The 23,675-nt window shown below is 73.4% G+C and carries 17 protein-coding genes and 1 pseudogene; 4 read left to right on the top strand and 14 right to left on the bottom strand.

From position 1 onward, the window contains the following. Positions 1-48: 48 nt before the first annotated feature. Complete coding sequence (locus tag AC07C1_RS36505) at positions 49-3,756, top strand: SCO5717 family growth-regulating ATPase (RefSeq protein ID WP_478946244.1); 3,708 nt, start codon at positions 49-51, stop codon at positions 3,754-3,756. A 116-nt stretch (positions 3,757-3,872) separates the two neighbouring features. Here AC07C1_RS36505 and AC07C1_RS36500 read toward each other — a convergent pair whose 3' ends face one another. The 9 genes from AC07C1_RS36500 to rimP all read right to left on the bottom strand — a co-directional run bounded on the left by AC07C1_RS36500 (position 3,873) and on the right by rimP (position 16,839). Continuing rightward, positions 3,873-4,820 carry a bifunctional riboflavin kinase/FAD synthetase gene (locus tag AC07C1_RS36500; RefSeq protein ID WP_478946242.1) on the bottom strand — a complete coding sequence of 316 codons (948 nt, stop codon included), beginning with the start codon at positions 4,818-4,820 and terminating at the stop codon, positions 3,873-3,875. Between the two features lie 277 nt (positions 4,821-5,097). After that, positions 5,098-8,895, bottom strand: a complete 3,798-nt coding sequence (locus AC07C1_RS36495) for a hypothetical protein (protein WP_478946240.1) — start codon at positions 8,893-8,895, stop codon at positions 5,098-5,100. An 804-nt stretch (positions 8,896-9,699) separates the two neighbouring features. Continuing rightward, complete coding sequence (gene truB / locus AC07C1_RS36490) at positions 9,700-10,605, bottom strand: tRNA pseudouridine(55) synthase TruB (protein ID WP_478946239.1); 906 nt, start codon at positions 10,603-10,605, stop codon at positions 9,700-9,702. Further along, positions 10,602-11,057, bottom strand: a complete 456-nt coding sequence (gene rbfA / locus AC07C1_RS36485; protein ID WP_478946237.1) for a 30S ribosome-binding factor RbfA — start codon at positions 11,055-11,057, stop codon at positions 10,602-10,604. Before rbfA ends, truB begins: the two co-directional genes overlap by 4 nt. A 110-nt stretch (positions 11,058-11,167) precedes the next feature. Beyond that, positions 11,168-11,461, bottom strand: coding sequence for a DUF503 domain-containing protein (locus tag AC07C1_RS36480; protein WP_478946235.1), 294 nt, complete (start codon positions 11,459-11,461; stop codon positions 11,168-11,170). A 202-nt stretch (positions 11,462-11,663) separates the two neighbouring features. Next, positions 11,664-14,789 carry a translation initiation factor IF-2 gene (gene infB, locus AC07C1_RS36475; protein ID WP_478946233.1) on the bottom strand — a complete coding sequence of 1,042 codons (3,126 nt, stop codon included), beginning with the start codon at positions 14,787-14,789 and terminating at the stop codon, positions 11,664-11,666. A 145-nt stretch (positions 14,790-14,934) separates the two neighbouring features. Further along, positions 14,935-15,231, bottom strand: a complete 297-nt coding sequence (locus tag AC07C1_RS36470) for a YlxR family protein (protein WP_478946231.1) — start codon at positions 15,229-15,231, stop codon at positions 14,935-14,937. A 103-nt stretch (positions 15,232-15,334) separates the two neighbouring features. After that, the gene (nusA, locus tag AC07C1_RS36465; protein ID WP_478946229.1) at positions 15,335-16,327 is read right to left on the bottom strand and encodes a transcription termination factor NusA; all 993 of its coding nucleotides are present in this window, start codon (positions 16,325-16,327) and stop codon (positions 15,335-15,337) included. Between the two features lie 2 nt (positions 16,328-16,329). Next, positions 16,330-16,839: a ribosome maturation factor RimP gene (gene rimP, locus AC07C1_RS36460; RefSeq protein WP_478946228.1), complete on the bottom strand. Its 510-nt coding sequence runs from the start codon at positions 16,837-16,839 to the stop codon at positions 16,330-16,332. A 205-nt stretch (positions 16,840-17,044) separates the two neighbouring features. On the opposite strand from rimP, the gene AC07C1_RS36455 reads away from it, so the two are divergent. The 3 genes from AC07C1_RS36455 (at position 17,045) to AC07C1_RS36445 (ending at position 19,249) form a co-directional block, all read left to right on the top strand. Then, entirely contained in the window at positions 17,045-17,563 is a 519-nt protein-coding gene (locus AC07C1_RS36455) for a hypothetical protein (protein ID WP_478946226.1), read from the top strand. Between the two features lie 70 nt (positions 17,564-17,633). Further along, a complete protein-coding gene (locus AC07C1_RS36450) occupies positions 17,634-18,128 on the top strand; it encodes a ferritin-like domain-containing protein (protein ID WP_478946224.1) in 495 nt (164 codons plus the stop codon). 191 nt (positions 18,129-18,319) lie between these two features. Next, positions 18,320-19,249 carry an aminoglycoside phosphotransferase family protein gene (locus AC07C1_RS36445; protein WP_478946222.1) on the top strand — a complete coding sequence of 310 codons (930 nt, stop codon included), beginning with the start codon at positions 18,320-18,322 and terminating at the stop codon, positions 19,247-19,249. Positions 19,250-19,504: 255 nt separating this feature from the next. Here the strand turns inward: AC07C1_RS36445 and AC07C1_RS36440 are convergent, their stop codons facing one another. The 5 genes and pseudogenes from AC07C1_RS36440 to AC07C1_RS36420 all read right to left on the bottom strand — a co-directional run. Next, positions 19,505-21,208, bottom strand: a complete 1,704-nt coding sequence (locus tag AC07C1_RS36440) for a proline--tRNA ligase (protein ID WP_478946220.1) — start codon at positions 21,206-21,208, stop codon at positions 19,505-19,507. Between the two features lie 145 nt (positions 21,209-21,353). Further along, the gene (locus AC07C1_RS36435) at positions 21,354-21,884 is read right to left on the bottom strand and encodes a GNAT family N-acetyltransferase (protein ID WP_478946218.1); all 531 of its coding nucleotides are present in this window, start codon (positions 21,882-21,884) and stop codon (positions 21,354-21,356) included. A gap of 106 nt (positions 21,885-21,990) precedes the next feature. Further along, on the bottom strand, positions 21,991-22,839 hold the full coding sequence (locus tag AC07C1_RS36430) for a GNAT family N-acetyltransferase (RefSeq protein WP_478946216.1): 849 nt from the start codon (positions 22,837-22,839) through the stop codon (positions 21,991-21,993). Positions 22,840-22,927: 88 nt separating this feature from the next. After that, positions 22,928-23,197: a tail fiber domain-containing protein gene (locus tag AC07C1_RS36425; protein ID WP_478946214.1), complete on the bottom strand. Its 270-nt coding sequence runs from the start codon at positions 23,195-23,197 to the stop codon at positions 22,928-22,930. Between the two features lie 316 nt (positions 23,198-23,513). Beyond that, positions 23,514-23,675, bottom strand: a pseudogene (locus tag AC07C1_RS36420) (flavodoxin-dependent (E)-4-hydroxy-3-methylbut-2-enyl-diphosphate synthase); the annotation flags it as partial.

Here is a 23,675-nt window from a genome sequence, read left to right as displayed (position 1 = left end):
GGTTGCCCCGGCTCGGCATGAGGGTGCTCGACCACACCAGGAGGAACTGTGAGCAGCGATCGGGACGGGATGCGCGGGGGCTGGGCCACACCCGGCGATGACCAGCCCGACGCGGAGGCCGTCGAGACGACCGGCGAGTTCACCATCGACTACGCTCCCCCGGCCTGGTACACGCAGAACGCGTCCGGGACGTCGGCCTCCGCCGGGACGTCGGGCTCCGCCGGTACGTCGGCGGGCTCGGGGGGCACGGGCGGTTTCGCCGGACCGAACGCCTCCGGCACTCCGGGTGAGTCAGGCGCTTCCGCTGCTTCCGGGGTTCCTCCGTTCCCGTCGAACACACCGGTTCCCGGGCCGACTCCACCGCCGCCCGCCGCTCAGCCGTCGGGCACCCCGCCGCAGGGGACGCCGTTCACGCCGCCGCAGGGCACCGCGTTCACTCCGGCCCAGGGAACGTCGTTCACTCCCTCGCAGGAGACTCCGTTCACCCCGCCCCAGGGAACGTCGTTCAGCCCCTCCCAGGAGACTCCCTTCACCCCGCCCCAGGGGACGTCGTTCGCCCCGCCGCCTCCACCCGCGTCGGCGCAGGGCGCGCCCTTCGGCCCGCCGGCCGCGCAGCCCGCGCCGCCGGTCGGCGATCCCGTCCCGATGCCGAAGCTGCCCGAGGGCTTCGAACCGCAGCAGTCGCAGCAGTCACAGTCGCAGTTGCAGCCGGCCCAGCAGGCAGAGCCGGAGGGTACGGCGGCTTCCGCCGCGTTCGAGCCGGAGACGAGCAACGGGGACCTGGAGAGCGGGGCGACCATGCGGTTCTCCGCCGTCGCCCTGAAGCGCGAGATGGCCGAGATCGCCGAGCGTGCCGCTGCCGCTGCCGCGGAGGAGTCGGGCGAGTCCGGTGCCGCCGGTGCCTCTGGTACCGGGAGTTCCGGGGACGCCGGGAGTTCCGGGGACGCCGGGGGTTCCGGGGACGGTGCGGGTCCGGCTCACGGGGATGCCGAGGACGTCTTCGGTGCCGGTGGTGGCAAGGCCGAGGAGGCCGGGTCCGAGAGCACCCCGGAGGTCGCCGCAACGCCGGACGGCCATGCCGAGGGTGCCGAGAACAACGCCGGAGAGTCCGACGGCGAGGTTTCCGGGCAGGACGGTTCCGCGGCGGACGCCGCCGATGCCCCCGAGCCCGGTGTGCACACGGATCAGGTCGAGGCCGAAGGCCACGGCGCGTCCACGGATGCGGCCACCGCGCAGGATGGTCCCGCCGAGGACGCGCAGTCCGGCTCGCCGGAGCCCACGGACTCCGGGGCGTCGTCGGATGCGGTGGCACAGGGCGCGGTGACGCAGGACGCGGTGACGCAGGACGCCGTGGCGCAGGACGCGGTGACGCAGGGCACGGTGCCTCAAGACGCCGCGCCTCAGGACAGCCCGCCTCAGGACAGCCCGCCCCAGCCGGGCACGTCCGCCGCACCGCAGACCAGTGCGCAGCAGGAAGGCGCCGCGCAGAACGGCGCCCCGCCCGCCCCCCAGGACGCCCAGCCGGGCTGGACTCCCCCGCCGGCCCCGCAGAACGGCGTGCCCCCGCTCCCGCCCTCGTACCAGCCCGCCGCCCCGGCACCCGCGGCCCAGTGGCCCGCGCAGCCCACGCCGCAGCAGCAGGTACCGCAGCAGCCCGGCCCGATGCCCGGTCAGACGCAGCCCGCGGCGGCGCAGGGCCCTGTCGGTGTGCCCGGTCAGCAGCCGCCGTTCCAGCCGCAGGCCCCGCAGCCCGCGCCCGCCGCCTGGAACCAGGCACACGCAGCGAACCAGCCGAACCAGCCCGGCGCACCCAGCCCGTCGGCGCCCGCGCAGCCCGGGCCCCAGCCGAACCCGGCGGGCGCCACCGCGCCCGGCGGCTACGGCTTCCCCCAGCCCGGCATCCCCAACCCGCAGGCCCAGCCGGGTGGGTACGGCTTCCCACAGCCCGGCACGCCCAACCCACAGGCGCAGCACGGGGCTTACGGCTTCCCCCAGCCCCCGGCACCGCAGCCGACCCCCACCCCCCAGCCGCAGCCCCAGCCACAGCCCGGTGGGTACGGCTTCCCCCAGCCGCCCGGGCCCCAGCCGACCCCCAACGGCCCCACTCCACCCGACGGCTACGGGTTCCCGCAGCCCGGCACGCCCAACCCACAGGCACAGCAAGGGGGTTACGGCTTCCCCCAGCCCCCGGCACCGCAGCCGACCCCCACCCCCCAGCCGCAGACCCAGCCACAGCCACAGCCACAGCCCGGTGGGTACGGCTTCCCGCAACCCCCTCAGAACCAGTACAACCCGCAGGACCCGCGGCGTCCGGAGCCGGCGCAGGCCGCCCAGCCGCAGCCGCCGCACGCTCCGGTCGACCCACGGTCCGGTGCCGCGTGGCCGCAGCCCATACAGCACGACCAGCGGCAGCCGACCAACCCCGGCGCGGCGCCGCTGGGTTACACGGCCGCCGTGGAGCTGTCCTCGGACCGGCTGCTGAACAACAAGAGGCAGAAGGCGAAGAGCGGCCGGCCCGCCGCGGCGGCATCCCGGTTCAAGCTGGGCGGCAAGAAGGAGGAGGCCGAGCGGCAGCGCAAGCTGGAGCTGATCCGCACGCCGGTGCTGTCCTGCTACCGGATCGCGGTCATCAGCCTCAAGGGCGGCGTCGGCAAGACGACCACGACCACCGCGCTCGGCTCCACCCTCGCCACCGAGCGGCAGGACAAGATCCTCGCCATCGACGCCAACCCGGACGCCGGTACGCTCGGGCGGCGGGTGCGCCGGGAGACGGGGGCCACCATCCGTGACCTCGTTCAGGCGATCCCGTACCTGAACTCGTACATGGACATCCGTCGGTTCACCTCCCAGGCGCCCTCCGGTCTGGAGATCATCGCCAACGACGTGGACCCGGCCGTCTCGACGACGTTCAACGACGAGGACTACCGGCGCGCGATCGACGTGCTCGGGCGGCAGTACCCGGTCATCCTGACCGACTCGGGCACGGGTCTGCTGTACAGCGCCATGCGCGGTGTGCTCGACCTCGCCGACCAGCTCATCATCATCTCCACGCCCTCCGTGGACGGCGCGAGCAGCGCCAGTACGACGCTGGACTGGCTGTCCGCGCACGGGTACGCGGACCTGGTCTCCCGGTCCCTCACCGTCATCTCCGGGGTCCGCGAGACCGGCAAGATGATCAAGGTCGAGGACATCGTCTCGCACTTCGAGACGCGGACCCGGGGAGTCGTCGTCGTACCCTTCGACGAGCACCTGGCCGCCGGTGCCGAGGTCGACCTCGACATGATGCGGCCGCGGACACGCGAGGCTTACTTCAACCTCGCCGCGCTGATCGCCGAGGACTTCGTACGGCACCAGCAGGCGCACGGACTGTGGACCAGCGACGGCAACCCGCCGCCGGTGGCCGCCCCGCCGATGCCGGGTGGGCCGATGCCGAATCAGCTGTACGGCCAGGGTCAGCAGCCGTATCCCGAGGCGCAGCAGCCCTATCCGCAGCAGCAGGGCCAGCCCTACCCGCAGGGTCAGCAGCCGTATCCCCAGGTACAGCAGCCGTATCCGCCGCAGCAGGGCCAGCCCTACCCGCCGGCCGCTCCCGGCCAGCCGTACCCGCCGCAGCAGGCACAGCAGGCACAGCAGGCACAGCAAGGCCAGCCGTATCCGCCCCAGCCCGGCTACCCGCAGCAGCCCGGGCAGCCCCAGGCCCAGGCCCAGCCTCCGCAGGCGCAGCAGCCGCCGCAGGCCCCGCCCCCGCAGCAGTAGGACGGGACGACGAAGGGCGGCCGGTGCTCAACCGCACCGGCCGCCCTTTCGCGTCACACATCAGAGCCGTACAGCAGTACCGCCGTAAAGTCGTACAGTCGTAGGCTTTGAGCGGTCTACGCCTCCGCCGCCACGATCTCCCGGCAGCGCTTCACGTCCGCGGCCATCTGCTCCAGCAGGCCGTCCAGGGACTCGAACTTCGCCTGGCCGCGCACGTACGCGAGGAAGTCGACGGCGACGTGCAGGCCGTAGAGGTCGAGGCCGACGCGGTCGATCGCGTACGCCTCCACCGTGCGCTCGGTGCCGTCGAACTGCGGGTTGGTGCCGACGGAGATCGCGGCCGGCATGGCCTCACCCTCGACGTGCAGGTAGCCGGCGTACACGCCGTCGGCGGGGATCGCGGTGTGCGGGAGCGTCTCGACGTTGGCCGTCGGGAAGCCCAGCTCGCGGCCGCGCTGGGCGCCGCGCACGACGACGCCCTCCACCCGGTGCGGGCGGCCCAGGATCTCGCGGGCGCCCTCGACGCCACCCTCGGCGACCAGTCGGCGGGTCAGGGTGGACGAGAACGGCTCGCCGCCGCCCGCCTCGCCGGTGACGTACAGGTCGACGATCTCGACCTCGAAGTCGTAGGTCCTGCCCTGCTCGACGAGGAACTCGACGTTGCCGGCCGCCTTGTGGCCGAAGCGGAAGTTCGGGCCCTCCACGACCGCCTTGGCGTGCAGCTTGTCCACCAGGACCTTCACGACGAAGTCGGCGGGCGAGAGCTTCGAGAACTCGGTGGTGAAGGGGAGGATGAGCACCGCGTCCACGCCCAGTTCGGCCATCAGCTCGGCGCGGCGGTGGTGCGGGGCGAGCAGGGGCGGGTGGCTGCCGGGACGGACGACCTCGCTGGGGTGCGGGTCGAAGGTGACGACGACGGCCGGGACGCCCAGCTCGCGGGCGCGGTCGACGGCGTGCCTGATGATCAGCTGGTGGCCGCGGTGGACGCCGTCGTAGGAACCGATGGTGACGACGCTGCGCCCCCAGTCCTGGGGGATGTCCTCCAAGCCACGCCAGCGCTGCACTGTGACCGCTCCTCGAACCCGTGTCCGTGTCTACCTTGACCTCTTGTGCAGGTCTAAGGGTGCCATGCCGGGTGCTCCGGTCCGGCATCGGCATGGGGGCTGTGACGGGGCGCACGTCCGCGGGCGCGGCTCGGCGCGGTCCCCCACCCGCCCGACCGGTGTTCACACCGCCCCGCCGACTCCACACCGCGCCGCGCCGCGCCGCGCCCCTACACCGATGTCACGCCGGTACGCCGATGACACGCCCCTGCACCGATGGCATGCCCGCACGCCGATGTCACGCCGGTACGCGGGCGCCTGCCAGGTTCTCGAGCATGCGGCGGGTGCTGGGGCCCACCACGGCGGCCCAGTCGTCCGGGGCGTCCTTCAGCCAGCGGCCCATGAGCGCGGCGAAGCCGGGCACGTGCCGGCCCAGGTCGACCAGGCCCCGGTCGAAGCGGGTGGCGCCCTCGGGGGTGCGGACGAGGAGCAGGCCGGTGCGGTGGACGAGTCCGCGGGCCTCCTCCTCCCGGCCGGACCCGTGCTCGGCCGCCGCGTGCAGGACGGCGTCCAGGACCGACGGCTCCCGCTCGTGCCTGAACAGGAACTCCAGGAGTTCCCGGCGCAGCGGCCGGGAGGCAGGAGTGCCCACGGCGGCGAGGACGGTGGCCAGGGCCGCCCGGACCTGTTCGGGGCCGCCGTCGAGCAGGCCGGTGACCAGGGGCAGCAGGACCGTGCGAGCGGTGGGGCCCTGTTCCAGGTGGCGGTCGACGTAAGCGGCGACGTGCCCGGCGCTCTCCGGGCATAGCCGCACGGCCTCGCGGACCAGGGCGGCGGTGCGGCGGGCCAGGGCCGGGGTGGTGACGTCCGCGAGGGTGCGCAGGGCCTCCCCGGCGTCCGGGCCACGCAGACGGGCGCGGAAGGCTTCCAGGACCGGTTCGGGGTGGGTGGTCAGGGCGGGGACCAGAGCGCTCGGCGGGAAGTGCGGGTCACTGTCGGCGAAGTGGCGCAGTGCCGCGGTGAGATGCTGGTCGCGGGTGTGCGGGTCGTGGACGAGGAGGGCGAGGGCGCCGCCGTGCAGGCTGCAGTCGGCGGGGCGGGCGAGCAGGGCGAGTGCGGCGTAGCGCAGCAGCTCGCGGTCGGCCGCCGAGCGGACGTGCGGGGCCGCGCGCAGCCCGAACGTCACCGCCGCGACCCGGCGGGCCGGGCGCTCGTCGTGCGCCCAGCGGTCCACGGCCCGGCAGAGCGCCGACGGCTCGTCCTCGGCGAGGGTGGCGAGCAGCTCGTCGGCACGCCGGTGCGCGCTCGCCACCAGCACCTCGGTCAGCTCGTCCAGGGCGCCGTGCCGGTGGGTGTGCAGCAGCGCCTGCGCGGCGGTGGCCACGGTGGCGTGCGGGGTGGCGGGCAGCGGCCGTTCGTCGTCGAACCAGTGCGTCAGCTGCCGCTGTACGACGGCGGGCTGGGCGGCGAGCAGCTGGGCGACGGCGTCGAGGTAGCGCTCGCCGGGCGCCGGCGGCGCCAGGTCCGCGAGTACGAGCCGGCGCAGCAGGTCGAGCCGCTCGGCGTCGCAGACGGGCACGGCGGTCCAGAAGGCGGGGCCGAACTCGGCCGGCACGGGCCGCTGTTCACGGCGCCAGGCGACGATGCGGTCGGCGAGCGGACGCAGCACCTCGGTGTACGGCGTCGCGTCCGGCACCTGGAGCAGGGTCCTGGCGAGCAGCCGGGCGGCCCACCAGGAGCCGGGGGCGCGGTCCAGGGCTTCGGTCAACTCGCTCAGTCGAAGGCCGAGTTCTCGCGGTCCTTGCTGGCGGGCGAGAAGGAGCAGGGCCTGGACGACCGGCCCGACGCGGTGATGCGGAACGGGAACGGGGTGGCCTTCGCCGGCGCCGCGGGACCGGTGGACCAGGGCACGCAGGGCCTCGTCCAGGTCGAGGTGTATGCCCTGGATCCAGTCGGCCAGTTCCTCGTGCGCGAAGCGGTAGCCGCTGCCGGCCGGCACGAGAAGGCCCTCGGCGAGGACGGCGGAGGCCCAGCCGGTACCGCCGCCGAGCCGGGCCGGGGCGGGCCCCCAGGGGAACACCGCCTCGAACGAACTGCGGTCCAGTTCGCCCTGCCCGGGCCCGAGGCTGCGTCGGGCGGCCTCGTGCACCTGTCCGGCCACCCGTGCCGCGAGCCGTCGTACGGCGGTGCCGCGCAGACCGTTCCCGGCGGCGAGGCGGACCGCGATGCGCAGGCACATCAGGTCGAGGTGGGCGGCGAACACGTCGTGCCGGTCGACGGGTCCGGCGGCGGCCGCGGCGTCCGGGACGGCGGCGCGAACCTCTGACAGCAGGCGCAGGGTGAGCGGGTGCCGGGCGTCGCGGTCGGTGAGGGCATCGTCGGGGATGCCGTAGCGGGCGCGGGCCCGGCGCGCCTCGTCGGCGGTGAGGTCGGCGAGCCGCACACAGGGAGGAAGCGACTCGACGCGACCGACGGCGGCGGCGGCGGCGGCGGCGGCGGCGGCCGAGACTGCCGGCGTAGCCGAGGTAGCGGAGGTGGCCGAGGTAGCGGAGGTGGCCGAGGTAGCGGAGGTAGCGGAGGTAGCGGAGGTGGCCGAGGTTGCGGAGGTGGCCGAGGTAGCGGAGGTGGCCGAGGTAGCGGAGGTGGCCGTGACGTGTGGCGGGTCGGCGTGCCCGGCCGGCGTGCGGAGCGGGCCCGTGTGACCGGCCGGGGCATGGGATGGACCCGGGTGACCCGCCGGCGCATGGCACGGGCCGGCGTGACCCGCCGAGACATGCGACGGGCCCACCTCGTCGGTCGGTTCGTCGGACGGGTCCGCGTGGTCGTGCGGGGTATGGGGTGGGCCCGCCTGGTCGTGCGGGGTGTGCAGCAGGTCGGCCGGGAACTGGGCGCCTGCCCGCTCCCAGTACTCCTCCCGGCAGGCCACCACCAGCCGCGCCCCGGTCTCCCGCAGCCATGCCGCGGTCCCGCTGGTCCACTCGGGCAACCGGTGGGCGAGGACGGGGGGCATCTCCTCGGGGCCGTCGAGGAGGAGCAGCAGCGGGCGGCCGGCGCGGACGGCGAGGCGGGCCAGGTGTTCGGGGGTGAGGTCGCCGAGGTCCTCGGGGTGAACGGAGCGGGATGCGGCGACGATCCGGGCCGCACGTTCCAGAGCACGGCGGGCCGCTTCGGCCACGGAGTCGTCGGCGTCCTCGAGGTCGGCGCCGCGCAGCCACAGTGTGGGGGCGGGGCGCTCGCACCGGGCCCGGCGGACGGCGAGGGCCGCGAGTTCCGTCGTACGGCCGCTGCCAGGAGCGCCGACGAGGCCGAGCACGGTCCGGTCGCCGTCGGCGAACGCGGTCAACTCCGTTGCGATGTCCGCTCGTTCGACGGGTTCCACCGTGCCGGCGTGGGTGCCGTGCGGGCTGTCCTGAGCCACCGAGGTGGCGGTCAGCTCCAGGATGCCGGCCAGGTTCAGGTCGGCGCCGTAGGCCGGGACGGTGGCGGCGTTGCGGGCGAGCAGGTCGGCGAGGGGGCCGTCGGCGGGCCGCAGGGGTACCGCGAAGCCCGCGTCGCGCTGGGCGGTGTGCAGGGCGGTGCCGAGCACGCCCACCACCGCGCCGGTACGGGCGTCGAGCACCGGTCCCCCGGCCGCCCCGCCGCCGAGCCGGAGCGCGTCCCGGCCGGCCGTGCCGATCGCCAGCTCCAGGGCGTCGTCGAGGAGGTGGAAGCGGTCGGTGGCGGTGTACGACACCTGGGTCGCGGCCAGCACCCGCGCCTCGCGCCAGCAGCCCGCGGCGATCCGTACGTAGGTGCCGGCGTCGATCCGCTCCCGCACGGTCAGCGGCAGCGGCTGCACGTCCAGGCCCTCGGTGCGCACCAGGGCCAGGCCGAGCTGGGGCAGCGGGACGACGGCGTCGGCGCCGACCACACAGGTGCGGTCCCCGGCCGCGTGCAGCACCAGCCGGGGCAGGCCGTCGACCGACTCGTGGCTGGTGAGAAGGGTGCCCTCATGGTCGGCGAGGAAGCCGAGGCCGCGGTGGCGACCGGCGAGGTCATGGATCCGGACGAGGGGGGAGTCGTCCGGGCAGGGGGCGCTGCCCGTGGGGGGCGGCACACTCCCTCCGCCCGGCCAGGCACCGTCGGCCGTCTGCCGGGTACCGTCAGGCACGCTCCACGCGCCGTCGGCTGTCCCCCGCACCCCGTCCGGCACGCTCCGAGCACCGCCCACCGCATCCCGCACCGCGCCCGGCACACTCCCCGAACCGCCCGGCACGCTCCACGCAACCTCGGCCGTCCCGCCGCCCCCATCCGGCACGCTCCGAGCACCGCCCACCGCATCCCGCACCGCGCCCGGCACACACCCCGAACCGCCCGGCACGCTCCACGCAACCTCGGCCGTCCCGCCGCCCCCGTCCGGCACGCTCCGAGCACCGCCCACCGCATCCCGCACCGCGCCCGGCACACTCCCCGAACCGCCCGGCACGCTCCACACCCCGTCGGCAGCCCTACACGCCCCGTCCGGCACCTCGGGCACCCCGCCCGGCACGCCCCACGAACCGTCGCCCGCCGTACACGCCCCGTCCGGCATCTCGGGTGCGCCGTCCGCCGTCGTCCGGCGCCCGCCTCCGGTGCGCGGGCCCCGTCCTGTCATGGCCGTACCTCCCGCCCGTGCCGCGTGCCCTGTCTTCCGACGGTAGGCGCGCGGTGATCGGCGGGACAGATCTCGCGGGGAACGCGCCCCCTTCCGCTCCCCTGGTTCACTCCGAGCGCCTGCCCGGACGGGTGAATAGGCGCGGGCCGTTGGACAACCCTAGGGGTGGGGGAACCGAGGGGGGACCGTGGAGCGGCGGCAGGGGCCACCCCGTGGCCGGTCGCCGCTCCACGGGCACGCCGACGGGTGTGCCCGTGGAGGGATGTCTCAGCCGAAGACGGCCAGGCTCTTCGCCTTGCCCTTGTGTTCCTCCACGAGGGCGAGGAAGCGGTCCTCGGGGTCGAACACGGCGACGGGACCGGCGCCCGCGTACTCGCCGGGCATCTCCAGCCGGACGCCGTTCAGCAGCAGCCGGGACCGCTTGGCGTCGACCTTCCAGCGCGGGAAGGCGGCCGAGGCGGCGTCAGCGATCGGCATCACGGTCAGCTCCTCCTGGAGCTGGTCCAGCGTCTTCGCCGCGTCGATCTTGTACGGCCCGACGCGCGTTCGGCGCAGCGCGGTGAGGTGGCCGCCGACGCCCAGGTCGGCGCCCAGGTCACGGGCGAGGGCGCGGATGTAGGTGCCGGAGGAGCAGACCACGGACACGATCAGGTCGAGGGCCTGCGTGCCGTCCTCGGCGACGGCATCCCGGACGTCGTACACCTTGAAGGAGGAGACGGTCACCGGCCGGGCGGGGATCTCGAAGTCCTCGCCGTCACGAGCCCGCTTGTACGACCGTACGCCGTCGATCTTGATGGCGCTGACCTTGGACGGCACCTGCATGATGTCGCCGGTCAGCTTGGCGATGCCGGCGTCGATGGCGTCCCGGGTCACCTTGGACGCGTCGGTGGAGGAGGTGATCTCCCCCTCGGCGTCGTCGGTGACCGTGTTCTGGCCCAGGCGGATGGTGCCCAGGTACTCCTTCTCGGTGAGCGCGAGGTGTCCGAGGAGCTTGGTGGCGCGCTCGACCCCGAGGACCAGGACGCCGGTCGCCATCGGGTCGAGGGTGCCGGCATGGCCGACGCGGCGGGTCCTCGCGATCCCGCGCATCTTGGCGACCACGTCGTGCGAAGTGAAGCCCGACGGCTTGTCGACGATGACGAGGCCGTCGGGCGGGGTGGGCTTGCTGGTCATTCGGCGGCGTCGTCCGTCTCGTCGTCTTCCTCGCCCGGCTTCCGGTACGGGTCCGCGTCACCGGCGTACGTGGCGCCCGCGGACACCTCGCGCACCTTCTCGTCGGACTGGCGCGCCTTGTCGAGGAGGTCCTCGATGGTCTTGGCGGTGTCCGGAAGGGCGTCCGCCACGAAGGTCAGGGTCGGCGTGAACTTCACACCGGCGGCAGCCCCGACGGCCGAGCGGAGCACGCCCTTGGCACTCTCCAGTCCGGCGGCCGCGGCCTGCCGCTCCTCCTCGTCCCCGTAGACCGTGTAGAAGACGGTCGCCTCCCGCAGGTCACCCGTGACCCGGGTGTCCGTGATGGTGACGTGCGAGCCGAGCCGCGGGTCCTTGATCCCGCGCTGCAGCTTCTGGGCCACCACCTCTCGGATGAGGTCCGCCAGCCTTTTCGCCCGCGCGTTGTCGGCCACTGGTCCGTCTCCCGTTCTTTCTTCTTCTTGCGTTCTTGGTCCGGTCGATCCGGTCGATCCGGTCGATCCGGTCGATCCGGCCGGTCCGGCCGGTCCGGCCGGTCCGGTCGTCAGTCGTCGTCGCCGTGAAAGCGCCGCCGGACGGACAGCAACTCCACTTCGGGGCGGCCGGCGACGAGCCGTTCGCACCGGTCCAGTACGTCGGTGATGTGCGCCGTGTCGCCGGAGACCACGGCGAGGCCGATGATCGCTCGCCGGTGGAGGTTCATGTGGTCCACCTCGGCCGCGCTCACGGCGTACTTCCGCTGGAGCTCGGCGACGATCGGGCGGACGACGGAGCGCTTCTCCTTCAGCGAGTGGACGTCGCCGAGGAGGAGGTCGAAGGACAGAGTCCCCACGTACATGTGTGTAACCGGTTCACCCGCCGGTACGGGATCGATGGCCCCGGGTCCGTGTGGCCGGGGACATCAGAACCGTACCTCGAAGGGCGGGTGCCGATCGACGGATATCAGGCTCCGCGGGCCTGCTCCGGGGTACGACAGCCCCTGGAACGGCGCGCTGGCCGACAGGACCGGAGTCCTGTCGGCCAGCACGAACCGTCGGCTGTTACACCCGCGGCTTCTCGCGCATCTCGTACGTCGCGATGACGTCGTCGACCTTGATGTCGTTGAAGTTGCCGAGGTTGATACCGCCCTCGAACCCTTCGCGGATCTCGGTGACGTCGTCCTTGAAGCGGCGCAGACCGGAGATGGTGAGGCTCTCAGCGACCACCTTGCCGTCGCGGAGGAGGCGCGCCTTGGTGTTGCGCTTGACCTCGCCCGAGCGGACCAGGACACCGGCGATGTTGCCCAGCTTGGACGACTTGAAGACCTCGCGGATCTCCGCCGTGCCGAGCTCGACCTCTTCGTACTCCGGCTTGAGCATGCCCTTGAGGGCCGCCTCGATCTCCTCGATCGCCTGGTAGATGACCGAGTAGTACCGGACGTCCACACCCTCGCGCTCGGCCATCTGCGCCGCGCGGCCGGCCGCGCGGACGTTGAAGCCGATCACGATGGCGTCGGAGCCCATCGCCAGGTCGATGTCGGACTCCGTGACCGCACCGACACCACGGTGCAGGACGCGGATGTCGACCTCTTCGCCGACGTCCAGCTGGAGCAGGGAGGACTCGAGCGCCTCGACGGAACCGGAAGCGTCACCCTTGATGATCAGGTTCAGCTGCTGGACCTCGCCGGCCTTGAGCACCTTGTCCAGGTCCTCCAGCGACACGCGGCGCGTGCGCTTGGCGAACGCGGCGTTGCGCTCACGGGCGGCACGCTTCTCGGCGATCTGACGGGCCGTACGGTCCTCGTCGACCACCAGGAAGTTGTCACCCGCACCCGGGACGTTGGTCAGGCCCAGGACCTGGACCGGCGTCGACGGGCCGGCCTCGGCGACGTTGTTGCCGTTGTCGTCGAGCATGGCGCGGACCCGGCCGTAGGCGTCGCCCACGACCATCGTGTCGCCGACCCGCAGCGTGCCTCGCTGGACGAGGACCGTCGCCACGGCACCACGGCCGCGGTCGAGACGGGACTCGATCGAGATGCCCTGCGCGTCCTGGTGCGGGTTGGCCCGCAGGTCGAGCGAGGCGTCGGCCGTGAGGATCACGGCCTCCAGCAGCGAGTCGATGTGCAGACCCTGCTTGGCGGAGATGTCGACGAACATGGTGTCGCCGCCGTACTCCTCGGCCACCAGGCCGTACTCGGTCAGCTGACCGCGCACCTTGGTCGGGTCGGCACCCTCGACGTCGATCTTGTTGACCGCGACCACGATCGGCACGTCGGCCGCCTTGGCGTGGTTGAGCGCCTCGACCGTCTGCGGCATGACGCCGTCGTTGGCCGCGACGACCAGGATCGCGATGTCGGTCGACTTCGCACCGCGGGCACGCATGGCGGTGAACGCCTCGTGACCCGGGGTGTCGATGAAGGTGATCTTGCGCTCTTCGGCGTTGACCTCGGTCGCGACCTGGTAGGCACCGATGTGCTGGGTGATGCCGCCGGCCTCGCCCGCGATGACGTTCGTCTTGCGGATGGCGTCGAGCAGTCGGGTCTTACCGTGGTCGACGTGACCCATGACGGTGACGACCGGCGGACGGACCACCAGGTCCTCCTCGTCGCCCTCGTCCTCGCCGAACTCGATGTCGAAGGACTCGAGCAGCTCGCGGTCCTCCTCCTCGGGGCTGACGATCTGAACCGTGTAGTTCATCTCGCCGGCGAGGAGCTGCAGGGTCTCGTCGGAGACGGACTGCGTGGCCGTGACCATCTCGCCGAGGTTCATCATGACCGCGACGAGGGACGCCGGGTTGGCGTTGATCTTCTCCGCGAAGTCGGTGAGCGACGCGCCGCGGGAGAGGCGGATGGCCTCGCCGTTGCCGCGCGGCAGCATCACGCCGCCGACGCTCGGGGCCTGCATGGCCTCGTACTCCTGGCGCCTCTGCCGCTTCGACTTGCGGCCACGACGCGCGGGACCGCCGGGACGACCGAAGGCGCCCTGCGTGCCACCACGGCCACCCGGACCACCGGGACGACCACCGAAGCCGGGACGGCCACCGCCGCCACCGCCACCGGGACCACCCGGACGACCGGCGAAGCCGCCACCGCCACCGCCACCGGGACCACCGGGACGACCGGCGAAGCCGCCACCGCCACCGCCACCGGGACGACCGGCGAAGCCGCCGCCACCCGGACGACCGCCGCCACCGGCACCGGGACGACCGCCGCCACCGGGACCGCGGCCACCGGGGCCACCACCGCCGGGACGCGGGCCGGCAGCGGGACGCTGCGGCATCATGCCAGGGTTCGGGCGCGGACCGGCCGGGCCGGGACGCGGACCGCCCTGCGGACGGGGCATGCCCGCCGGCGACGGACGGGAACCGCCCGCAGCCTGCGGACGCGGACCGCCGCCCTGGGCGCCGGGCGCCTGCGGACGGGGACCGGCGCCGGGGGCACCGGGGCCGCCGGGACGCGGGCCGCCCTGCGGACGGGGCGCCTGGGGGCGCGCCATGCCGGCGTTGCCACCAGAGGTGAAGGGGTTGTTACCCGGCCGGGGACCGGCCGGACGGGCACCCGAACGCTGGCCCTGGCCACCGGGGCGCTGAGCACCCTGGCCCGGACGGGACGCCTGGCCCTGGCCGGCAGCCGGACGGCCGCCGCCGGGCTTCGGGGCACCGGGACGAGCGCCGCCGGGACGCGGACCCTGGGCGGCCGGAGCCTGCGGGGTCTGCGCTGCCGGAGCCTGCGGGGTCTGCGCTGCCGGAGCCTGCGGGGTCTGCGCTGCCGGGGCGGCCGGCGGAGCGGTGAACTCCGGGGCGGCCGGGGCCGGGCGGGGTGCGGGCTTGGGACCCGGGACCGGACGCGGACCGGTAGCCGGCGCCGAGGGGGCCGACGCGGCGGCCGGCTGCTCGGCGGCCGGAGCCGTCTGGGGCTTGGGGGCCGGCGGCCTCGGGGCAGCCGGACGTGCCGCCTGCACCGGAGAGGGCGCGGCGGGCTTGGGGGAAGCCTTGCGCGGGGCGGGCTTACCGGCGGACTTGCCGTTGCCACCGCCCTGGAAGGCGTCGGTCAGCTTACGTACAACCGGCGCTTCGATGGTCGAAGACGCCGAACGGACGAATTCACCGAGTTCCTGGAGCTTGGCCATGACGACCTTGCTCTCGACACCGAACTCCTTGGCGAGTTCGTAGACCCGGACCTTAGCCACTTCGCTCCTTTGAGGTCCGGGTGAAGCCGGACCGTCGCTAGTTCATGGGCGTACTCATCGCGTACTCATCGAGTGCTCATCGCAATCTCGACCTGCTTTCGACTCGCGAGGTACCAGGGCCGCGCAGGGTTCTGCACGGCTCGTCTTACGGTGTTGCCTGCTCGGCAACTGTCGTCTGCTCGACGTATCGGCGCAACGCCTTTGTGTCGAGCGTTCCCGGGACGCGCAGTGCCCGCGAGAACGCCCGGCGGCGTACCGCCTGGTCGAAACAGACCAGGGCGGGGTGCACGTACGCACCCCGGCCGGGCAGCGTACCGCGAGGATCGGGGACGCATGCATCCTCGATCTTCACGATCCGCAGGAGATCGTTCTTGGCCGCCCGCTCCCGGCACCCCACACAGGTGCGTTCAGGGCATGCTCCGGTGTGCGTCCGGCCAGACACAGCTAAGTCTACCTCCCCGTACCGACCTCACCCCTTTGGGGCAAAGATCGAACGGTTGTTGTCGTAATCGAAGCGATCTGCGGCTGGGATCTATTCCCTGACCTCAGGCCTGCTCCCCCGGCTGCTCGGTGTCGGGCCGGATGTCGATCCGCCATCCGGTGAGCCGGGCCGCGAGGCGGGCGTTCTGCCCCTCCTTGCCGATCGCCAGCGACAGCTGGTAGTCCGGCACGGTCACCCGGGCGGAGCGGGTGGCCAGGTCCACGACCTCCACCTTGCTCACCCGAGCGGGTGACAGCGCGTTCGCGACCATCTCGGCCGGATCGTCCGACCAGTCGACGATGTCGATCTTCTCGCCGTTCAGCTCGCCCATCACATTGCGCACCCGACCGCCCATGGGGCCGATGCAGGCGCCCTTGGCGTTCAGGCCCGAACGGGTGGACCGTACGGCGATCTTGGTGCGGTGACCGGCCTCACGGGCGATCGCGGCGATCTCGACCGAGCCGTCGGCGATCTCCGGCACCTCCAGGGCGAAGAGCTTCTTCACCAGGTTGGGGTGCGTACGCGAGAGGGTCACGGAGGGACCGCGGACGCCCTTGGCGACCCGGACGACGTAACTGCGCAGCCGCAGGCCGTGCTGGTAGGTCTCACCGGGGACCTGTTCCTGCACCGGCAGGATGGCCTCGAGCTTGCCGATGTCCACGAGCACGTTCTTCGGGTCGCGGCCCTGCTGGACCACACCGGTGACGATGTCGCCCTCGCGGCCGGCGTACTCGCCGAGCGTCGCGTCGTCCTCGGCGTCGCGCAGCCGCTGCAGGATCACCTGCTTGGCGGTGGTGGCGGCGATACGGCCGAAGCCGGACGGGGTGTCGTCGAACTCGCGGGCCTCCTGGCCCTCCTCGAGGTCGTCCGGGTCCTCCTTCGCCCACACGGTCACATGCCCGGTCTCCCGGTTGAGCTCCACGCGCGCGTGCCGGCGGCTTCCCTCGGTGCGGTGGTAGGCGATGAGGAGGGCCGACTCGATCGCCTCGACCAGCAGGTCGAAGGAGATCTCCTTCTCTCGAACCAAGCCCCGCAGGGCGCTCATGTCGATGTCCACGGCTACGCCTCCTCCTCTTCCTTCATGTCCTTCTTGTCCTTGCGGTTGAACTCGACCTGCACGCGCGCCCTGGCGATCTCCGGGAAGCCGAGCCTGCGGGTGGCGGCCTTGCGGCCCTTCACTCCGGGCACCTCGACGTCGAGGCCCTCGTCGTCGGCCTTCAGGATGCGCGCGACCAGCTCGCCGCCCTCGGTCAGCTGGAACCTCACGAGCCGGTCGGTGGCGCGCACGAAGTGGCGGTGCTCGGTGAGCAGGCGCTCCGCGCCGGGGGTTCCGACCTCCAGGTCGTACGCGCCGTCGCCCATCGCGTTGGTCTCGTCGAGCTTCGCCGAGAGCGCGCGGCTCACATCGGCGATCTGATCCAGATCGGCTCCGGTGTCGGAGTCGACGACCACGCGCAGCACCCGCTTGCGTCCGACGGAGTCCACAGCGATCTCTTCGAGATCCAGCCCCTGGGAGGTGACGAGCGGTTCCAGCAGCTCTCGCAGCCTCTCGCTCTGGGTGGTGCTCATCCGGGTGACTCCTCGGCCGCGTGTGCTGTTGTGGGTTGGGTCGCGTGTCTGGTCAAAGGGTATCCGGTCGTGGGGAGTGTTGCCGTCCACCTGTGTACGGGCGGTGCCGGTGAGTGGTGCTCGGGGGGTGCGCGGGTACGGTGATCACGGGCGTGCCGCCCGCCTCCGGTCTTCCCTCCGTACGAGTTCCCCGAGGACGTCAGCAGTGCCGTACCCCTCCTCGCCCCGCACCCTCTCGGGGCCGCGCAGAAGAACCCTGCTCGCCTCGGCCGCCGGCGCCGCCCTGCTGGCGGGCTGCTCGGCCGATCCGGACTCCGGCGGCGACGGTCCGTCGGCCACGGCCCGGGCACGCGCGCGTGCGGCCCGGGACAGCGTGGAGCTGCTGGAGCGGTACGACGCCGTGCTCGCCGTCCATCCGACGCTGGCGCCGCGGCTGCGGCCGCTGCGCGCCGAGGTGGCGGCGCACGCGGAGGCCTTCGGCGGTGCCACGGCCACGACCTCCCCCTCTGCCACGGCCACGGCCACGGCCGCCACGGCGTCCCCGCCGGTCGTGCCCGCCGTCGAGAAGGACGCCGTCGCCGATCTCGCCGCCGCGGAGCGGACCCTCGCCGACCGGCGGGCGAAGGCCCTGCTGGACGTGCCGGGCGAGCTGGCCCGGCTGATGGCGTCGGTGGCGGCGGCCGGGGCGGCGCACGCGTACCTGCTGCGGGAGGGAGCCAGGTGAGCGGCGAGGGCAGGCACGGCGAGGGCACACCGGGAGCGGCGCACGCCGTGGCACCGACGGAGGGGCGGAAGTGAGCGAGAAGGCGAGCGAGGCCGAGCTGACCACGCTGCAGGCGGCGCTGGCGGCGGAGCACGCGGCGGTGTACGGGTACGGCGTCGTCGGCGGCCGGATCGGCGAACGGGGCCGCACCGAGGCACGGGCGGCGTACGACGCCCACCGGGCGCGCCGGGACGCACTGGTGCGGGAGGTGCGCGATCAGGGCGGCGAGCCGGTCGCCGCGAGCGCCGCCTACGCGCTGCCGTTCCCGGTGCCGGACGCGGCGGCCGCGGTGCGGCTGGCCGCACAGCTGGAGGAGCGGGTGGCCGGGGTGTACTCCGACCTGGTGCGGGCGGCGACCGGCGAGCGGCGCGCCGCCGCGGCGGCGGCGTTGCGGGAGGCAGCGGTGCGGGCGGTGCGCTGGAACGGGGAGAGCGTAGCCTTCCCTGGGCTCGCCGAGCGGTCCGCGGACGAGGGGACCGGCGCCGCCGGTACGACCCCGTCGGCCTCCGCCCCGGTGTCCCGTTAGGCACCCGTACGACAGGAGCCAGACCCCGGCAGGGGCGGGGACACGGTCCCGGACAGGCCCCACCGACCAGGGCAACGGCTCAGCAGGGATTCGGCCCGGACGACGTCTGCGGCCACGACCCCGGTGACAGCCCGGCGGGGGCCCGGACAGGCTCCGCGCCAGGATCCGCGAAGGAAGGGAACGACTCGCGCATGGCTTTCGAACCGCCGCAGCGCCTGGTGCGGGCGCTCGGTGAGACCGCACCGGCCGGGGACGACTGGCTGGCGCGGCTGCCCGAGGCGGCCGAGCGGGCCGTCGCCCGGCGCGAGTTGACCGTCGAGCGGGTCCAGGTGCCGGGTGGCCGCAGCAGCCTGGTGGTGCTGGTCCGGCGGGCCGACGGCACCCCGGCGGTGCTGAAGCTGGCACCGCCGCGGGCCCGGCCCGAGAGCGAGCGGGCGGCGCTGGCGCACTGGGCCGGCCTGGGCGCCGTACAGCTGCTGGCGGCGGTCCCCCGGATCGGGGAAGACACGGAGGACGCGGAGGAGGGTGTGCTGCTGCTGGAGCGGCTGCATCCGGATGTGTCGGTGCGGTCGCTGCCGGAGGCGAAGGCCCTGCTGGAGGCGGCGGGGACGCTGCGCAGGCTGTGGGTGGAGCCGCCGGCCGGCCATGTCTTCGAGACGGTCGCGGAGCGCACCGGCCGGCAGGCGGCGGTCATGCGGGCGGGCGCCGAGGCCGACCCTGAGACGGCGCCGTTGGTCGACGCGGCACTCGCGGCCCGCGAGGAACTGCTGGCCGCACCGCCCGAGCACCGGTTGCTGCACGGGACGTTCCGGCAGAGCAAGGTCCTCGCCGGGGAGCGGATGCCGTGGCTCGCGGTGGGCCCGGACCCGGTGGTCGGCGAGTCCGCCTTCGACCTGGCGCGGCTGGTGCGGGACCGGGTGGAGGACCTGATCGCCACGCCGTCCGGCCCGGCGACCACGCGGCGGCGCATCAAGCGGCTCGCGGAGTCGCTGGAGGTGGATCAGGAGCGGCTGCGGGGCTGGACGCTGTTCCGGGCGGTGGAGTCGGGGGTGCGGGCGCTGCGGGTGGGGCGGCCCAAGGACGGGGAACTGCTGCTGGAGTTCGCGGGCTGGCTCCAGTGACGTCCGGCAACGGGCTGGTGGTTCGTCCCCGCCGGCCGGTGGTGACCGGGCGCGCGGTTCCCCGCGCCCCCTTTTCCGCCGGGCCCCCTGCCGAAGCGCGCGACGGGACGGCCCCGAGCCTCAGGACGCCCTACCAGGACAGACCCCGGACCGGGTCCGGGAGCGGCTGCCGCGACAGCCCGGCCGGCCGGGGTCCTCGGGGAACCGCCCCGAGGGTGCCGTCAGCCGGCCGGGCGGGGCCTGCGGACTTCCGCGCTACGCCGTCAGGCGCGCGATCGCGTCCTCGACCGTCAGCTCCTCGCGCTCACCGGTCCTGCGGTCCTTCAGCTCCAGGACGCCCTCGCCGGAGCGGCGGCCGGCCACCAGGATCTGCGGGACACCGATCAGCTCGGCGTCGGTGAACTTCACCCCCGGGGAGACGCCGGCCCGGTCGTCCACCAGGACGCGGACGCCCGCGGCGGCCAGCTTCCCGGCGACGTCGAGGGCCAGCTCGGTCTGCAGGGCCTTGCCGGCGGCGACCACGTGCACGTCGGCCGGGGCGACCTCCGCGGGCCAGCACAGGCCCTGCTCGTCGGCGGTCTGCTCGGCGAGCGCGGCGACGGCGCGGGAGACACCGATGCCGTAGGAGCCCATGGTGACGCGGACCGGCTTGCCGTTCTGGCCGAGGACGTCCAGCTTGAGGGCGTCGGCGTACTTGCGGCCCAGCTGGAAGATGTGGCCGATCTCGATGGCGCGGTCCAGCTTCAGGCCGGTGCCGCACTTGGGACAGGGGTCGCCCTCCTGGACCACGACGACGTCCACGTACTCGCCGACCTCGAAGTCGCGGCCCGCCACGACGTTCTTGGCGTGCGTGTGCTCCTTGTTGGCGCCGGTGATCCAGGCGGTGCCGGGGGCCACGCGCGGGTCGGCGATGTACTTCACCTTCTCGCCCAGGCCCTGCGGGCCGACGTAGCCGCGGACCAGATCGGGGCGGCCGGCGAAGTCCGTCTCGGTGACCATCTCGACGGCGGCCGGGGCGAAGTGCGCCTCGACCTTGCCCAGGTCCACCTCGCGGTCGCCCGGCACACCGACGGCGACGATCTCGCCGTCCACCTTGACCAGCAGGTTCTTCAGCGTGGCGGAGGCCGGGACGCCCAGGGAGGCGGCGAGGGTCTCGATGGTCGGGGTGTCGGGGGTGGGGATCTCCTCGAGCGCGGGCACGGCCGAGCCGTCGACCGGCTTCAACTCGTACGTGATCGCCTCGGTGTTCGCGGCGAAGTCGCAGTTCGGGCAGTCCGCGAAGGTGTCCTCGCCGGCCTCGGCCGGGGCGAGGAACTCCTCCGACTTCGAGCCGCCCATGGCGCCGGCTGTGGCCGCGCAGATGCGGTAGTCGAGGCCGAGGCGCTCGAAGACGCGCTGGTAGGCCTGACGGTGCAGGGCGTAGGACTTCGCGAGGCCCTCGTCCTCCGTGTCGAAGGAGTACGAGTCCTTCATGAGGAACTCGCGGCCGCGCAGGATGCCGGCCCGGGGGCGGGCCTCGTCGCGGAACTTCGTCTGGATCTGGTAGAGGATCACCGGCAGGTCCTTGTAGGACGTGCACTGGTCCTTGACCAGAAGGGTGAAGATCTCCTCGTGGGTGGGGCCGAGGAGGTAGTCACCGCCCTTCCGGTCCTTCAGCCGGAACAGCTCCTGGCCGTACTCGTCCCAGCGGCCGGTCGCCTCGTAGGGCTCGCGCGGCAGCAGGGCGGGGAGCGACACCTCCTGGGCGCCGATGGCGTCCATCTCCTCGCGGACGATCCGCTCCACGTTGGCGAGGACCTTCTTGCCGAGGGGCAGCCAGGACCAGATGCCGGCCGCGGTGCGGCGGACGTAGCCGGCGCGGACGAGGAGTTTGTGGCTGAGGACCTCGGCGTCCGCCGGGTCGTCGCGCAGCGTCTTCGCCATCAACTGGGACATGCGCTGGACCGGTGCGTTCGCCATGGTTCTCGTACTCCTGCCGGATGGGGGTCCCCCGCTCGAGCAAGCCGAGAGCGGGGGAGGGTGATGGCATAGGAGGTTAGCCGGGCCGACTGTGCCGGTGGAAATCGGATTTGGGTGAGCGTGCCGTCCGTGGCCGCGGGGGCCGCTACTTGCGGCGCAGGGGCAGGGGGGCGCCCATCACGGCGTACGGCCTGGGCGCGCTCGGGAAGTGGACCTGGCGGGCGAGGTCGACATAGCCGAGCGAGTGGTAGAGGCCGCGGGCCGGGCTGTCGGTGTCGATCGCGGAGAGGATCGAGCGGGGTTCGGCGGCGGTGTCGGTGATGGTGGTGATCAGGCGCCGGCCGATGCCGCGGTTCTGGTGACCGGGGTGGACGTGCAGCTCGGTGATGACGAAGGAGTCGTCGAGCCAGAAGTCGTTGCCGACCGCGCGGAGGTACGGCTCCACGACCGTGGACCACCAGTGGGTGCGGCTGTTCGGCATGCCGTAGACGAAGCCGACCAGATGCCCCTGGCTGGTGGCGCCGAGGGCCCGTGCGCCCTGGTACTGCATGTGACGCTGGACGATCTGGCGGCGTACGGCGACTTCATCGGGGCCGAGCCCGAAGGCGACGGCCTGGACTGCCAGGGCCTCGTCGACGCGGGCTGCGAGGTCCAAGGGGCCGATCACGAGGTCCATGCGGGGAGCGTACAGGGCCGTTTCGGTTGCCGGCCGGGTGCCGGTTCGTTGTGGCTGGTCGCGCGGTTCCCCGCGCCCGTTCCGGTCGGCCGCCCCCCAGCCCCCTCTAGAAGAGGACGCTCATGAAGGCGCCCACCTCCTGGAAGCCCACCCTGAGGTACGTCCTCCTCGCCGCCGTGTTGAAGTCGTTCACGTACAGGCTCGCCACCGGCGCCACGTCAGTCAGGGCATAGCGCAGGACCGCCGCCATACCGGGGGCCGCAAGGCCCCTGCCCCGGTACTCGGGAGCCACCCACACGCCCTGGATCTGGCAGGCCCGGGAGGTCGCCGCGCCGATCTCCGCCTTGAAGACGACCTTGCCGTGGTCGTCGAGGCGGGCGAACGAGCGGCCGGTGCCGACGAGTTCGGCGACGCGGGCCTGGTACAGCAGGCCGCCGTCACCGGCCAGCGGGGAGACGCCGACCTCCTCGGTGAACATCGCCACGCAGGCCGGCATGATCGTCTCCATCTCGTCCTTGCGGACGCGGCGGACGTACGGGTCCGGGGCGATGTCGACGGGCATGCGGTCGGTGACCATGAGCGGTTGGTGCGCGCGGATCTCGCGGGCCCGGCCCCAGTGGGGTTCCAGCAGGCGCCACAACTCGGCGGTGGATTCGGCGGGGCCGACGATGGAGGAGCAGCGGCGGCCGGCCCGGCGGGCGCGGTCGGCGAAGGCGCGGACGGCGCGGGGGGTGGCGCAGATCGGGACCAGGTTCGCGCCCGCGTAGCACAGCGACGTGAGCATGCCGTCCTCGTACCAGCCCCACATCTCGCCGCCGAGACGCCACGGGTCGAGGCCGGCGACCTGTACCCGGGAGGTCACGAACGCGTTCGTCACCGGGTCGCGGTCGAGGACGGCGAGGGCCGCGTCCAGGTCACTCGGTTCGAGGACCCGGGATGTGGTCTGGGTCAGCACGGGTGGGGCCTCACGGTCGGATTTGCCTGATCCCCGCACTGTACCTGCCGGGATTCCGCCGTGCCGCCCCCCGTGGGGCGGCACGGGATCAGTCCGGGCTCCGGCCGTCGAGCCGGGCCCGTAGGCCGCGGACCTCGGACTGGAGGTCACGCACCATGCGATGCAGGACCTGGACGGCGACGACGGCGGCACCGTTGACGTCCACGAGCCGGATGGTGCCGTCGTCCTGGCCCAGACCGACTGCCGTGTGCCAGTCCTGGGCGATGGGACCGAGATGGCGGGCGTCCTCCTCGTCCAGGTAGCTCCAGGTGCTGACCGGCAGGGAGGCGACGGCCCGCAGGATCTCGAAGCCGTCCATCGGCGCCGCCGGGGTCCGGGCCGCCGTGCGGGTCGTCCTGCGGTGCCCGGGCCGGTTCCTCGGCGTCCGACGGGGACGCCCAGCCGACCGGGGTGATCCGGAACTTGAGGTCACGATCACTGCCGGCGCCGCTCCATCCGTCGGAGTGGATCTGATACGTCGGCATCCGCCTCGGCGGGGCGGTGGTCTCGTTCTGGATCCGGGTCTCGACTCCACAGGAGATCGGTGGCCGTGACGGTGTCGGGGTGGTCCTCCCCGAGCGTCTTCCGGAACGACTAGACGAGGACGGACGCGGATCCGCCCGGCCCGGACGAGCTCACCCCGCGACCGACACCGACGGCTCGCCGGAGGTGACGCCGTCCTTCTCCATCTGCTCGGCGAGCTTCATGGCCTCCTCGATGAGGGTCTCCACGATCTTGGACTCGGGTACGGTCTTGATGACCTCGCCCTTGACGAAGATCTGGCCCTTGCCGTTGCC

Source organism: Streptomyces sp. NPDC045022, assembly GCF_056432605.1.
Note: the sequence above shows the minus strand (reverse complement) of the source record. Positions and strands in the feature narration are given on the sequence as shown.

Coding starts and splice junctions, on each gene's coding strand:
- AC07C1_RS36425 (WP_478946214.1), bottom strand. CDS start 23,197: ATGGACGGCTTCGAGATCCTGCGGGCCGTCGCCTCCCTGCCGGTCAGC.
- rimP (WP_478946228.1), bottom strand. CDS start 16,839: ATGAGCACCACCCAGAGCGAGAGGCTGCGAGAGCTGCTGGAACCGCTC.
- AC07C1_RS36445 (WP_478946222.1), top strand. CDS start 18,320: ATGGCTTTCGAACCGCCGCAGCGCCTGGTGCGGGCGCTCGGTGAGACC.
- AC07C1_RS36440 (WP_478946220.1), bottom strand. CDS start 21,208: ATGGCGAACGCACCGGTCCAGCGCATGTCCCAGTTGATGGCGAAGACG.
- truB (WP_478946239.1), bottom strand. CDS start 10,605: ATGACCAGCAAGCCCACCCCGCCCGACGGCCTCGTCATCGTCGACAAG.
- AC07C1_RS36480 (WP_478946235.1), bottom strand. CDS start 11,461: ATGTACGTGGGGACTCTGTCCTTCGACCTCCTCCTCGGCGACGTCCAC.
- AC07C1_RS36435 (WP_478946218.1), bottom strand. CDS start 21,884: ATGGACCTCGTGATCGGCCCCTTGGACCTCGCAGCCCGCGTCGACGAG.